Annotated in this window: 10 protein-coding genes; all 10 read right to left on the bottom strand. The window is 66.5% G+C overall.

Features of this window, described 5'->3' with window-relative positions:
• Positions 1-29: 29 nt before the first annotated feature.
• Positions 30-1,682, bottom strand: a complete 1,653-nt coding sequence (locus tag F3J18_RS03910) for an APC family permease (protein WP_166911524.1) — start codon at positions 1,680-1,682, stop codon at positions 30-32.
• Positions 1,683-1,856: 174 nt separating this feature from the next.
• The gene (locus tag F3J18_RS03905; RefSeq protein WP_025099100.1) at positions 1,857-2,723 is read right to left on the bottom strand and encodes a glycine betaine ABC transporter substrate-binding protein; all 867 of its coding nucleotides are present in this window, start codon (positions 2,721-2,723) and stop codon (positions 1,857-1,859) included.
• A gap of 159 nt (positions 2,724-2,882) precedes the next feature.
• On the bottom strand, positions 2,883-4,028 hold the full coding sequence (locus F3J18_RS03900; protein ID WP_025099099.1) for a hybrid-cluster NAD(P)-dependent oxidoreductase: 1,146 nt from the start codon (positions 4,026-4,028) through the stop codon (positions 2,883-2,885).
• A gap of 37 nt (positions 4,029-4,065) precedes the next feature.
• Positions 4,066-5,307, bottom strand: a complete 1,242-nt coding sequence (locus F3J18_RS03895; RefSeq protein WP_025099098.1) for an aromatic ring-hydroxylating dioxygenase subunit alpha — start codon at positions 5,305-5,307, stop codon at positions 4,066-4,068.
• A 54-nt stretch (positions 5,308-5,361) separates the two neighbouring features.
• Entirely contained in the window at positions 5,362-6,147 is a 786-nt protein-coding gene (locus F3J18_RS03890; protein WP_166911442.1) for an electron transfer flavoprotein subunit beta/FixA family protein, read from the bottom strand.
• Complete coding sequence (locus F3J18_RS03885) at positions 6,144-7,307, bottom strand: electron transfer flavoprotein subunit alpha/FixB family protein (RefSeq protein WP_166911440.1); 1,164 nt, start codon at positions 7,305-7,307, stop codon at positions 6,144-6,146. The genes F3J18_RS03890 and F3J18_RS03885 overlap by 4 nt, the downstream gene beginning before the upstream one ends.
• A 4-nt stretch (positions 7,308-7,311) precedes the next feature.
• Positions 7,312-9,237, bottom strand: a complete 1,926-nt coding sequence (locus tag F3J18_RS03880) for a (Fe-S)-binding protein (protein ID WP_025099095.1) — start codon at positions 9,235-9,237, stop codon at positions 7,312-7,314.
• Between the two features lie 2 nt (positions 9,238-9,239).
• Positions 9,240-11,303 carry an NADH:flavin oxidoreductase gene (locus F3J18_RS03875; RefSeq protein ID WP_166911438.1) on the bottom strand — a complete coding sequence of 688 codons (2,064 nt, stop codon included), beginning with the start codon at positions 11,301-11,303 and terminating at the stop codon, positions 9,240-9,242.
• A 50-nt stretch (positions 11,304-11,353) separates the two neighbouring features.
• On the bottom strand, positions 11,354-11,896 hold the full coding sequence (locus F3J18_RS03870; RefSeq protein WP_025099093.1) for a DUF5943 domain-containing protein: 543 nt from the start codon (positions 11,894-11,896) through the stop codon (positions 11,354-11,356).
• A gap of 119 nt (positions 11,897-12,015) precedes the next feature.
• The gene (locus tag F3J18_RS03865) at positions 12,016-12,987 is read right to left on the bottom strand and encodes a dipeptidase (RefSeq protein WP_025099092.1); all 972 of its coding nucleotides are present in this window, start codon (positions 12,985-12,987) and stop codon (positions 12,016-12,018) included.
• Between the last annotated feature and the right edge of the window lie 337 nt (positions 12,988-13,324).

The raw sequence follows: 13,324 nt of genomic DNA, 5'->3' as shown, positions 1-13,324 counted from the left end.
AAGCGGAGCCCGAAGGCTCCGCTTTTTCATCAATGCCAGGCCAGGTAGTAGGACACCGCGATCGTCAGCGCCGCCGCGATCAGCGCTGCATAAGGCAGCATCTCATAGATGGAATGCCGTCGCGGCACCGCCAGCTCCATATCCTTCTGCATCTGCTTCGGGAACCGTCCGCGATCCTGCCAGTAATGGCGATAGAGGAACACCGGCACGATCAGCAGCATCGCGATCAGCCCATTGCGCAGCGTGCCATCGCCTTGCAGGTTTGCACCCGCGCCCACATAAACGAGGTTCAGGTAGCCGCAGATCGAGCCCGCCACCAGCAACCAGGTCGGGCACTTGAACGGCCGCTTCCACTCGCCGCGATCCATGCGATGGATCCAGCCGGATTGCAAATTCAGGAACACGAAGATCATGTAGCAGACGTTCGAGATCGACAGCACCGTCATGTAGTCCGACATCATCAGCAACACGAGGTTGAAGCCGAGGTCGGTCCACATCGCGCGCGTCGGCGAACCGTGTTCGTTCACATGCGAGAGGTAACGCGGCAGCCAGCCATCGACCGAAGCCTGGTACAGCGTGCGCGACGAACCCATCATCGAAGTCATCACGATCAGCAGGATCGACAGCATCAGCATCACGACGATGGCATTGGCCACCCAGGCACCGCCGCCCACCATCTTCGCCATCGCGGCGGCCACGCCGGTGCCGTCGCCAATCTTCGGATCGAGCATCGCGCTGGTGCCGAGCGCGCCCTGGAAGGCCATCGGCACCAGGGTCATCACGATCAGGCACAGCGCGCCGGACCAGAAGATCGCCTTGGCGGTATCGCGCGCCGGATCCTTGAATTCACGCGTGTAACAGACCGCCGTCTCGAAGCCGTAGGAAGCCCAGCCGGCCATGAACATCGCGCCGAGCGCCATCACCACGCCCTGCCCGTTCCAACTGCCGAACGTCGCCGCGGTGAGATTGCCCTGCGCATCGTGCCCGAGCGGGAGCAGCGGCAAGAGATGCGACATCGGCACATCGCCCGTCACGAACGGAACGATACCGACGATCAGCAAGGGCGTGAGCGATGCGATACCGAGAATGCGCTGCGTCTTGGCAGCCTTCGACGCCCCGCTGTGCTGGAGCCGGAACGTGATCAGCAGCAGGATCGTGGCGATCACGAAGGTCGCGTTGATGCGCAGCGTGAGCCCAGGCTTGATGAAGCCGAGATTGGCGATGGTCAGTTGCCAGTGCTGGATCGCGGCATCGGCGGGGAACAGGGAGGTGAGCGCATAGCTCGCGGCCAGGCCGCAGCCGAGCGCCAGCATCGGGGACCAGGCCAGCCAGTTGCACCACACCGAAACCGGGGCGATCAGCTTGCCGTAGCGTACCCAACCAATCGCGCCGTACACGGACGCGCCGCCCGATTTATGTGGAAATAGCCCCGATATTTCCGCATAAGTCGCGCTTTGCAACAGGCCCATCGTGATTGCGCCAATCCATATGGCCCACGCGGGCTGGCCGACGGTGGCGCACACGCCGCCGATCGTGAACAGCACACCTGCCGGTACGCCGCTGGTGACCCAGAATGCATCCTTCCAACTGAGGCCGCGATGCAGTGAGCGGCCTTCTTCTGCATGTGAGATGGTCTTGTCGACCTCGCTGGTGCTGCGCGCGCGCAGTCCTGCTTGACTCATCCAGAACCTCCTAGTAAGAGTCCGCACAAGCGGCATAGTGTAACAAGCTTTTCACAAAATGCCTGGAAATATGCGGTTTTTCGAGCAAAACAATGCCCGTCCGACCATCGATCGGACGGGCATTTTTTACTTCGTTGTCTTGAATATTGTTATCTTTCTGCCAGTCTCGTCGGCTTATTGCGCGCCGTCGGTCCAGCTCTTGACGCGGTCACCGTGCTGCGAAATCCACTGCTCGGCGGCCGCATCGGGCTTCGCTCCGCCCTGGATCGCCAGCATCACCGCATCGAGTTCGCCCGGCTTCCACTGGAACTTCTTCAGGAAGGCCACCACCGGTTTCGCCTTGGTTTCCAGGTTCGGATTCGCGACGCTGTCCACGTGCTCGGCTTCGCCGAACACCTTCTTCGGATCGTCGAGGAAGCGCAGGTCCCACTTCGCGAACATCCAGTGCGGCACCCAGCCCGTCACGATGATCGGCTTCTTCGCGTTCTCGGCGCGCGCCAACTCGGCCGTCATCGCGCTGCCCGAACTCGCCATCAGGTTGTACGACAGGCCATAGGCCTTGATCGCGTCATCGGCCTTGCGCATCACGCCGGCGCCGGCATCGATGCCGACGATGCGGCCGGCGAAGTCGGCCTTCTCGCCCTCGAGGTCGGCGATGCTCTTGGCCTTCACGTAGGTCGGCACGATCAGGCCGATCTTCGCGCCCGGGTAATTCACGCCGAGATCGACCACCTTGCTCTTGAACTGATCCCAGTACGCGCCGTGCGTCACCGGCAGCCAGGCCGACAGCGTCGCGTCGAGGTCGCCGCGCGCCACGCCCTGCCACATCACGCCGGCCGCCACCGGCACCAGCTGCACCGGGTAACCCAGCTTCTTCTCGATGATCTGCGCGGCCACGTTCGAGGTGCCGACGCTGTCATCCCAGCCTTCCACATAGCCGATCTTGATGGTCGGCTTGGTATCGGCGACTGCCGCGGGCGCCACGGCCGTCAGCAGCGCCGCGAAGGCGCCGCACCAGGCCAGCTTTCCGATGAAATTCATGGTCGATCTCCTTGGGGTGGTCCTGAGCAATCCGTAGCGTTGCTCTATGGGGTCTCTCTAGGTTCCGTAACCACAATTCCCCGGTATCGTCGTTTTCCGACACGTCCTTGCTCATATGCGACGCGCCGGATTTCCCGCGATATTGCTATGACCAGTGCCTTACTTGTCGACCACCAGATCCGACAAGGGCTTGCTGCAGCACAGCAGCACCATGCCCTGGTCGATCTCGCGCTGGCGGATGCCGCCGTTGTGCTTCATCTCCACCTGGCCCGACACGAGCTTGACCTTGCAGGTGCCGCACATGCCCTGCGAGCACGACGAAGGCAGGCGCACGCCGGCCTGGCGCGCGGCCTCGAGCACGTGCTGGTCGGCGCCGCAACTGATCTCGCGGCGGCTCTTGGCGAAGCTCACCGTGTAGTGCGTGGTATCGGGCACCGGCACGCCCTCCTCCACCAGCGTCTCCACCACTTCGGGCGCGGCCTCGTCGAGCAGCGTCTCGAACGAGAAGCTTTCCTCGTGATACTGCTTGCGATCGAAACCGGCTTCGTCGAGCAGGTCGCGCACGGCCTTCATATAGGGCGCCGGCCCGCAGGTGAAGATCTCGCGTTCCATGAAATCCGGCGCGATCAGCTTGAGCAGCGGCAGCGAGAGGTAACCCGTCACGCCGTGCCAGTTGGTACGCGTGCCGATCCGCTCGCAGACGAACGAGGTGCGGAAATTGGCCTGGTTGGCGGCGATCAGGTCCAGCTCGCGCGAGAAGATGATGTCGTCGGGCGTGCGCGCGCTGTGCACGAACACGATGTCGCGATCCTCGGCGAGATCGTGATGCGCACGGCTCATCGACATCAGCGGCGTGATGCCGGAGCCGGCCGAGAGGAACAGGTACTTGCGCGCCGGATGCCGCGCGCAGGTGAATTCGCCGGCCGGGCCGAGAACGCGCACCTGCGCGCCGGCCAGCAGGTTGTCGTGCAGCCAGTTCGAGACCTTGCCGCCCGGCACGCGCTTGACCGTGATCGATAGCGTATGCGGCCGCGCCGGCGAGGACGAGATGGTGTAGCAGCGGTTGATGGTCTCGCCGTCGATGTCGAGCTCGAGCGTGACGAACTGGCCCGGCTCGAAGGCGAACGAGCGGCCCGAGGGCGAGCGGAAGAAGAAGCTCTTCACGTCGTGCGTTTCCTGCCGCACGTGGCAGCAGATCAGCGTTTCCTCGACGTCGCTCGTCCAGCGTTCCGGCACGGCGCGCCAGAATTCGGGCTGCGTCACGCGGCTGTCCACCGGTTCGAAGTTCGCGGCATCTCGCATCATGTCTTGCTCCGCCTGTTCCTGTCTGTGCTGTCGGGGGTCAAACGCCGAGGTGGTCGGCCATGCGGCCGATGTACCAGGCCGAGAATTTCTCGACCAGGCCTTCCGTGTAGGGCGAATACGGGCCCGGCTCGTAGGCGCTGCTGGAAGCGCCGCGCTGCGAGAATTCCACCAGCGCGCGGTCTTGGTCGTTGGTGGCGTTCCACACGGCCGTGAGGTTCTTCACCTCGTAGTCGATGCCTTCCTTGGCGTCCTTGTGCACCAGCCACTTGGTGCGCACCAGGGTCTTGCCGGCCGACAGCGGGATCACCGAGAAGGTGACGATATGGTCGGCCATGAAGTGATGCCAGGAGTTCGGCTGGGTCCAGAACGACAGGCCGCCGAGGTCGGCACGCTCGAATTCGCCGAGCAGCTTGCGCGAGGCGGCCTTGGCGTCGAGCGTCTGCGATTCGCCGGCGCGGTCGAGCGGCAGGCGCTGGGTGCGAAAGCCCGTGGTGTCCAGCAGGCGCTCGACCTCCACCGAGGGCAGGCCCAGCTCGCCCCATTGCTGCTCGCGCTCCACGCAAGTGCGCTCGAAGGCGGCCATGCCTTCGGCGGTGGCCGGCGAGGGCTGGTAGCCGAAGCCGTATTCGTAGAGCGAGATGGTCAGCTCGGGATGGTTCGCGACGCAGTGGTAGCACTCGCGATTGTTCTCCATCGTGAGCTTCCAGTTGCCTTCCTCGATGATGTCGATCTGCGCGGCGATCTTGGTGTTCGGCAGGTCGTGCGGCAGCAGGTAGGGCTCCATCGCGGCGCGCAGGTTCTCGAAGTCGGCCGGCGGCTCGTCGGCCAGGCAGACGAACAGCAGGCCGCCCAGGTTCTGCAGGTGCACCGACTTCAGGCTGTGCTTGCAGCGGTCGAACTTCTCGCCCATGTGCTCGGCGAACATCAGCGCGCCGCTCAGGTTGTAGGTCCAGCTGTGATAGGGGCAGACGATATTGCCGACCGAGCCCTTGTCCTCGTTGCAGAGGCGCGCGCCGCGATGCCGGCACACGTTGTGGAAGGCGCGGATTTCCATGTCGTCGTCGCGCACGATCAGGATCGAATCGCTGCCCAGTTCGACGGTCACGTAGTCGCCCGGTTCCGGCACGTCCGGTTCGATCGCGACCTGAATCCAGTGCTTGCGGAAGATCGCCTCCATGTCGAGCTGGAAGATCTCCTCGCTCAGGTAGAACGGGGCTTCCAGGCTGTAACCCGCTTTGCGGCGCTCCACCAGCGCGCGAACGTCTGCCGTTTGATTCATCGTTTGCTCCGGACTCAATCCTTGGTTCTTGCCGACAGGCATGGGTCAGCGATTTCAGTAATCGATCAGTTGATGCTCGCGCAAATACGCCAGGATCACTTGTGCTTTTTCGACCGAACTCCCCTCAATTACGACGTTCCCGCCGCGGCTTTCGGTGGTGGTCGCGGACAGCATCCGAGTATGCCCGGAGCGCTTCTCGGCGGCCGCGAGCTTGACGGGTTTGCGCTCCACCGGGCCGGTGCGCCAGGCCGCCGATTCGGCCGAGGCGGCGGCCGCCACGCGCACCGGCGCGATGCTGCCGGCCTGCTGGCGCGCGAAGGCATAGCGCGGCTGGGCATTGGCCAGCGGATGCACGGCCACCAGCGCCGGCAGGCGCACCGCCACCTTGCGGCGCAGGCCCTTGGGCAGGAATTGACGGATCACCGCCTCGCCGTTCGAGACCTCGATATCGACCGCCGTGCCGGCCAGGCCGACGTCGAGCCGCGCGGCGAGCTGGTAAGGCAGCAGGCCGGTGTCGAAGGCGCCTTCGGCGCGCGTGCCGGTCAGCACCAGGTCGTAGCCGGCCAGGCGCTCGGCCAGCGGCGCGACGGCGTCGTCGCCGGGCCCGCATTCGAGCACCTCGAGCTTGCGCGCACCGAGCGCGAGATAGTCGGCCAGCGCCGGATTGGCCGCGTCGCCGGCATGCAGCACGTCGAGCTGGGCGCCGTGTTCGCCGGCCAGCTTGCGGCCCAGCTCCAGCGCCGCGGCGTCGTTGCGGCTGTAGCGCGGCGTGCCGCTGACGGGATGACGGCCTACCGAAACCAGCACGGCGAGCTTCGCGAGTTTGCGCGGGGCGTTCATGCAGCCACTCCTTCCAGGTGCCGGTTGCCGTGTTGCTCGGCCCGGCCGCGTGCCGCGCGCGCGGCATTCACTTGTTCGACCAGGGCGGCGATGGTCGCCTGCGTGTCGGCCACCACGGTCAGGTTGGCGCGCTTGGCGATCGGCGCGCTCGCATCGAGGTTCACGGCGATCACGTGGCGGCAATCCTTGATGCCCTGCAGATGCTGGACCGCGCCCGAGATGCCGAAGGCGATGTAGACGCTGGCCTCGACGGTCTTGCCGGTGGCGCCCACCTGCTTGTCGCGCGTGAAATGGCCGTTGTCGACTGCCACGCGGCTCGCGCCGATCGCGGCGCCGAACACGCCGGCCAGTTGCTCGAACGCGCCGATATCGGTCACGCCGTTGCCGGCCGAGACGATGAAGTCGGCTTCCTCCAGCGCGACCTGGGCCGCGTCGATTTCTTCCAGGCCGAGGTCGCGATAAGCGCCGATGCGATCGGCGCCGAGCGAGAACGGCGCGTCGATGCGTTCGCCGGCGCCCACGAAGGGCAGCTTCGGCTCGACCGCGTTGGGCGCGAGCAGCACCACCTCGGGCAGCGCGCGTGTCGAGAAGGCCCGCTTCGCATCGGCGTAGACGCCAACATGCTTCGCGTCGATCTCGACCACCTGCACGGCCACGCTCGCGCAGAGCGCGGCGGCGTAGCGACGGCCCAGGTCGCCGTCGCCGGTGGCGTTGTCGGGAAGGAATACATGGCGCGGCGCGAGCGCCTCGGCGCAAGCCAGCAGTGCGCGCAGCTCCGCGTCGGGCGCGAAGGCGCGGCGCTCGAAGCCGGGCAGCTCGATCAGGCGATCGGCACCGAGCGCGGCCACCTCGTCCTTCAGTTCCCCGAAGGACAGCAGCACCACCTCGGTGCGCGCGTCGGCCAGCAGCGCCGCGGCGGCCAGCACCTGGCAGCTGTGATCGTCGAGCGAGCCGCGCTCCGGATGCGCCACCACCAGCAGCCGGTGCTCGGCCACCTCGATCTCGCGCCTCGGCTTGGGCGCGTCCTTGCCATGCCCGTGGCCGGTCCAGAGCGCGACCTTGCCGCCCGCCACGGCGACCTCGCCGAGGGTGATGCGCTTGAGTCCGGCCGGCGTGACCACGAAGGGCCGGCGCGGATCGATACGTTTGATGGTGTTCATCGATTCACTCCAGCGAGGCGGCGACCAGTTCGGCGACATCGAGCACGTCCGGCCGGGGGCCGACCACGCCTTCGAGCATCGCGGTGCAATTCGGGCAGCCCACCGCCACCACCTCGGCGCCGATCGCGCGCGCATCGGCGATACGGATATCCGGGATCCGCTGCTTGCCGGGGATGTCGGTCAGGGGTGCCCCGCCGCCGCCGCCGCAACAGCGGCCGCGCAGGCCGTTGCGCTCCATCTCCACCACCTGGATGCCGATCGACTTCAGCAGCTTGCGCGGCGCTTCCGTCTCGCCGTTGTAGCGGCCGAGGTAGCAGGGATCGTGATAGGTGATGGTCTTTTCGCGCAGCGTCTCGCTGGCCTTCGGCGCGATCCTGCCGGCTTCGGCCAGCTCGGCCACGAAGGCCGTGTGGTGCTTGACGGTGTAGCGGGCGCCGAGCGCGCGATATTCGTTGCGCAGGCTGTGCATCACGTGCGGATCGGCGGTGACGATCTGCTTGAACGACAACGCGTCGAGCGTCGCGATCAGGCGCTTCGCCATCTGCTGGAAGGTGGCCTCGTCGCCGAGCCGGCGCGCGGTGTCGCCGGTATCGGTCTCGGCGCGGCCGAGCACGGCGTAATCCACGCCGGCCTTGTTCAGCACCTTCACCAGGGCGCGCAGCGTGCGCTGGTAGCGCATGTCGAAGGCGCCCTCGCCGGCCACGATCAGCACGTCGACCGGGCGGCCCGGCTGCGCCACCGGCGCCTCCAGGTCGACCGACCAGTCGTAGCGCGCCGCCGTGTCGTAGCCGCCCTGGGTGCCGGTCTCGCGCAGGTTCGCGATCACCTCGGCGCCCTTGCCCGGCACCGTGCCGTGCACCAGGGTCTGGTTGCGGCGCATGTCGACGATCGCGTCCACGTGCTCGATCAGCATCGGGCACTCCTGCACGCAGGCGCGGCAGGTGGTGCAGGACCACAGCGTGTCGGCCTCGATCAGGCCCGAGACGATAGGCCCGTTCGGCTCGCCGCCATGGCGGCCCACCGCGATGCCCGGCGTCGGGCTGCCGGCGTAGGCCGCATCGGTGCCGCCCGCCATGCCCGTCACCAGGTCCTGGATCAGCTTCTTCGGGTTCAGCGGCTGGCCCGAGGCGAAGGCCGGGCAGGCCGCCTCGCACTTGCCGCATTGCACGCAGGCGTCGAAGCTCAGCAGCTGGTTCCAGCGGAATTCGACGGGCTTGCCCACGCCGTATTCATGCTTGCCGATGTCGGGCAGCTTGAGCGCCGTCGGCGGCACGGCCGAGCCGTTGCCGGTATAGCTCTCGCGCGTCGCCGCGAAGCGCTCCTGGCGCGGATGGAAGGCCAGGTGCAGCAGGCCGGCGATGGCATGCTTCATGGGGCCGCCGCGCGCCGCGCCGAAGGTCATCGCGAACGCGCCGATCGCGATCAGCACGGCGCAGATCACCGCCACCGCGCCCGACATCGCGCCGGCCGGCACGATCGCGTAGAGCGTCAGGCCCAGCGCGAACGAGCCGAGCAGCCAGGGCAGCGTGTTCCAGGGGCCGCGCGAAAGACGCGCCGGCACATTCCTGGCGGCGCGGCGGCGCCACACGAACACGGCGCCGACCAGCATCGCCAGCGAGGCCAGGAAGATCAGCTTATCGAGCCAGGGCGAATAGATCGCCAGGCCGTAGTTGACGAACACCAGGCCGAGCGCGGCGATCGCGCCGCCGGCGGTGGCCACGTGGGTCTTGGCGATATACGGGTCGCGCGCCACCACGTGGTGCAGGTCGACGAAATAGCGCTTGGGGATGGTGAACAGGTTGGCGATGCCGAAGGCGCCGGGCGCGGTGGCGCGCCCCACGCGCCAGAACGCCGAGCGGCGCGCCACCGCGAACGCGAGCCCCGCCACCGACAGCCACAGCAGCGCGGTAATCAGGAAAGCCGGATTCATCGTCAGAAGTCCTTCACGAGACGCAGCGAGTCATAGATGGCGCCGTGCACGTTGTGCATCGAGATGCAGTCGCCGACACGGAACAGCAGGAAGCGGCCGTTGCCGAGTTCTTCCGACAGGCAGGGCTGCGGCTCGGCCGCGAACAGCGTGTGCGGATCGATCTGGCCGCGGTTCAGCGATTCGGGCTTGAGCTTCCAGTACAGTTCGTCGTTCGGCGAGGAACCGTTCTCGATCACGACCTGGTCGACCGCGCGCTCCTCGAGTTCTTCCGTGTACTCGTTGCGCAGCACCGCGATGGTCTTGCCGTTTTCCTCGTAGACGCGGTCCAGCATGTAATTCGGCGTGTGGATCACGCCATAGGCGTAGAGGCGCCGGTAGAAGATCGGGAAGGTGGTGCCGCCGCAATCGTCGGCCACTTTCACGTCGGGCGTGACGATCTCCACCTGCGAGCCGCGGCTGGCCATGTAGTCGGCCACGCCGGCGCCCGCGTGGGTGCTCACGCCGTCGAACAGCAGCACGTTCTTCCCGGGCTCGACCTTGCCGGTCAGGATGTCCCAGGAACTGACGGCACGGCCTTCGGCCACGCCCCAGGCCGGCACTTGCCAGGTGAAGCTGGAGCCGCCGGTGGCCAGCACCACGATATCGGGCTTCTCGGCCATGATCATCTTCTCGTCGGCGGCCACGCCGAGCCGGCGATCGACGCCCAGGCGCTTGGTCTCCATGTCGAACCAGCGGATGATGCCGGACATCTGCTCGCGTTGCGGCGCCTTGGCCGCGATCATCACCTGCCCGCCCACTTCCGGGTTCTTCTCGAACAGCACCACCTCGTGGCCGCGCAGCTTGGCCACGCGCGCGGCTTCCAGGCCCGCCGGGCCGGCACCGACCACCACCACCTTGCGCTTCGGTCCACGCGAGCGCTCGACGATGTGCGGCATGGTCGCCTCGCGCGAGGTGGCCGCGTTCTGGATGCAGAGCACGTCCAGGCCGTTGTACTGGCGGTCGATGCAGTAGTTCGCGCCCACGCACTGCTTGATCTCGTCCTCGCGGCCGTCGCGGATCTTGATCACCATGTGCGGATCGGCGATCTGCGCGCGCGTCATGCCGACCAGGTCGATCATGCCGTTGGCGAGCAGGCGCTCGGCCTGGCCCGCGTCGCGAATGCTCTGCGCGTGCATCACGGGGATCTTCACCACCGACTTGATGCCGGCCGCGAGATGCACGAAGGGCTCCGGCGGCAGCGCCATCGGCGGCATGCAGTTGGCGATGGTGTTGTGGGTGTCGCCGCCCGAACCCACCACGCTGAGGTAGTCGATCAGGCCCGTCTCCGACATCGCCTGGGCGATCTCCTTGAGGCTCTCGTGGTCGAGCCCGTCCTCGTGGAATTCGTCGCCGCACATGCGCAGGCCGACGCAGAAATCCTTGCCCACCGCCTCGCGCACGGCGCTCAGCACCTCGATGCCGAAGCGCAGCCGGTTCTCGAGGCTGCCGCCCCATTCGTCGGTGCGGTGGTTCGAGCGCTGGCTCCAGAACTGGTCGATCAGGTGCTGGTGGGCCGCCGAGATCTCGATGCCGTCCATGCCGGCGGCCTGCACGCGCTTGGCGGCCGCCGCGAAATCGCCGATGATGCGGCGGATTTCCTCGATTTCGATGATCTTCGCGTTGCCGCGGTGCACCGGCTCGCGCACGCCCGAGGGCGACATCAGGTGCGGCCAGTGCTCGCCGTGGAAGGAGGAGCGGCGGCCCATGTGGGTGGCCTGGATCATGATCTTCGCGCCGTGCTTGTGCATCGTGTCGGCCAGGCGCGTGAGCGGATCGATCACCTTGTCGGTCGACAGATTGACCGACTTCCACCAGCCTTGCGGGCTGTCGATCGACACGGGGCTGGAGCCGCCGCAGATCGCCAGGCCCACGCCGCCCTTCGCCTTCTCTTCGTAGTAGCGGATGTAGCGGTCGCCCGGCAGGCCGCCCGGCTCCGCGTACACCTCGGCGTGCGCGGTGCTGACGATGCGATTGCGCAAGGTCAGCTGGTTGAGCGTCATGGGCTTGAACAGGTTCGGATAACGCATTGGGGGCGACCTCTGGCGGGCTCAGTCAGGCGTATGGGTATGAAGGTGGATCAGGCGGCGAGCGGCGAGACTTCGAACACGCAATGGCCGTGATGGTCGGCATGCTCGCCGGCGCAATGCGCCTCGGTCGAGAAGGCGCGCGGCGCGCCCTTGCCTTCCGGCGTGGTGTCGTTGACCCAGTCCATCGCGCCGGCGAACCAGCCCGCGAACATGTAGCAGAGCTTGCCGATCTTCTCGGGCTGCTGCAGCACGAAGGAGGAATGGCGCAGCTCGATGCGGGCGCGCGCGCTGGCCGGATCGGCCTCGATGATCTTGAACAGGCCCCAGCCGCGCTGCGAGAGGCGGTTCAGGTAGTGCTCGAACACCGCCATGCCGCTCAGGCCGTGCAGCGCCGCTTCCTTGTCGCACCAGTGGTAGGCGGACTTGTAGCCGGCCTTGTAGAGGATCTCGGCATAGGCGTCCTGGCCCAGCGCGTCCTCCACGGCCACGTGGTTGTTGGTGAAGAAGTGGCGCGGCACGTACAGCATCGGCAGCGCGTCGGTGGTCCAGACGCCGGTGTTGGGATCGACGTCGATCGGCAGTTGCGGTTGCATCGTTGACTCCAGGAATGGCTTGCGGCGCCCGTCGCCGGGCGCGAGTTCCCCCGCGCGCCGTCGCTGCACGAGCGGGCGCATGGCGGTATCGATCAATGAAAGGGTTTTCCGGCCCGGGCTCAGGCGCCCCACACGTCCTTGAACACGCGCACCCAGTTCTCGCCCATGATCTTGCGGATGCGCGACTCCTTCCAGCCGGCGCGTTCCATCGCGGCGGTCAGGTTCGGGAATTCGCCGATGGTGCGGATGCCTTCCGGGTTCACCACCTTGCCGAAGTTGGTCAGGCGGCGGTAGCGGCCCTTGTCGTGGGTGAGCATGTCGAAGAATTCGGTGCTGTAGCCCTGCGTGAAATCGGTGCCGATGCCCACCGTGTCCTCGCCGATCAGGTTCACCACGTAGTCGATCGCCTCGATGTAGTCGTCGATGGTGGCGTCGATGCCGCGCTTGAGGAACGGGGCGAACATGGTCACGCCGACGAAGCCGCCGGCGTCGGCGATCTCGCGCAGTTGCTCGTCGCTCTTGTTGCGCGGGTGTTCCTTGAGGCCCGAGGGCAGGCAGTGCGAATAGGTGACCGGCTTCTTCGAGAAGGCGATCGCTTCCGAGGAGGTGTTGCCGCCCACGTGCGAGAGGTCGACCATGATGCCGACCCGGTTCATCTCGGTGATCACCTCGCGGCCGAAATCCGACAGGCCGCCGTCGCGTTCGTAGCAGCCGGTGCCCACCAGGTTCTGGGTGTTGTAGCAGAGCTGCACCACGCGCACGCCCATGTCGGCGAAGGCTTCGATGTAGGACAGGTTGTCCTCGAAGGCGTGGGCGTTCTGGAAGCCCAGGATCACACCGGTCCTGCCTTCGCGCTTGGCGCGGGCGATGTCCTCGGTGGTGCGCACCAGGGTGAGCAGTTCGCTGTTCTCGCGGATCTGCTGCTTCATCGTGCCGATGTTGTCGACCGTCTTGATGAAGCTGTCCCACACCGACACCGTGCAGTTGGCGGCCGTCACGCCGCCCTTGTGCATATCCTCGAAGACCGACCGATCGAACTTCGAAATGTTCAGGCCATCGATGATGATGCTGTCCTGGTGCAGCGTGCTCATGGGGTTCTCCAGATTGTCGCGTAGTGGGGGCGATCGGTCGGTGGATCGGGCGGCTGGCGTTTTCCCTGAGAGGCCCGTCCTGCAAGGCTTCAGGGCGGGTTTCGGGAGCGGCTGCCGACGGCTCTATTCTTGTCGTTCGGATTTTTTGCCGATTGATGAATTCAGACGCTTTCTTTGCCTTTTCCGACATGCGCGTCCGTTTTGTACAAGTCGGCCCGCAATCGCCCGCCCGTCCGTCGTTCGCGGGCAGATGGCGGGTCGTCTCCAGGCGGATGGGCGGGCTACGGGTCTACCCTAGCCGGGCGGCACCGGCGCGGTGCCGAATGCGCGCCGGAAG

Origin of the sequence: Burkholderia sp. Ax-1720 (assembly GCF_011753035.1) — a bacterium.
GTDB classification, from domain to species: domain Bacteria; phylum Pseudomonadota; class Gammaproteobacteria; order Burkholderiales; family Burkholderiaceae; genus Burkholderia; species Burkholderia gladioli.
Note: the sequence above shows the minus strand (reverse complement) of the source record. Positions and strands in the feature narration are given on the sequence as shown.

Coding starts and splice junctions, on each gene's coding strand:
- F3J18_RS03910 (WP_166911524.1), bottom strand. CDS start 1,682: ATGAGTCAAGCAGGACTGCGCGCGCGCAGCACCAGCGAGGTCGACAAG.
- F3J18_RS03905 (WP_025099100.1), bottom strand. CDS start 2,723: ATGAATTTCATCGGAAAGCTGGCCTGGTGCGGCGCCTTCGCGGCGCTG.
- F3J18_RS03900 (WP_025099099.1), bottom strand. CDS start 4,028: ATGATGCGAGATGCCGCGAACTTCGAACCGGTGGACAGCCGCGTGACG.
- F3J18_RS03895 (WP_025099098.1), bottom strand. CDS start 5,307: ATGAATCAAACGGCAGACGTTCGCGCGCTGGTGGAGCGCCGCAAAGCG.
- F3J18_RS03890 (WP_166911442.1), bottom strand. CDS start 6,147: ATGAACGCCCCGCGCAAACTCGCGAAGCTCGCCGTGCTGGTTTCGGTA.
- F3J18_RS03885 (WP_166911440.1), bottom strand. CDS start 7,307: ATGAACACCATCAAACGTATCGATCCGCGCCGGCCCTTCGTGGTCACG.
- F3J18_RS03880 (WP_025099095.1), bottom strand. CDS start 9,237: ATGAATCCGGCTTTCCTGATTACCGCGCTGCTGTGGCTGTCGGTGGCG.
- F3J18_RS03875 (WP_166911438.1), bottom strand. CDS start 11,303: ATGCGTTATCCGAACCTGTTCAAGCCCATGACGCTCAACCAGCTGACC.
- F3J18_RS03870 (WP_025099093.1), bottom strand. CDS start 11,896: ATGCAACCGCAACTGCCGATCGACGTCGATCCCAACACCGGCGTCTGG.
- F3J18_RS03865 (WP_025099092.1), bottom strand. CDS start 12,987: ATGAGCACGCTGCACCAGGACAGCATCATCATCGATGGCCTGAACATT.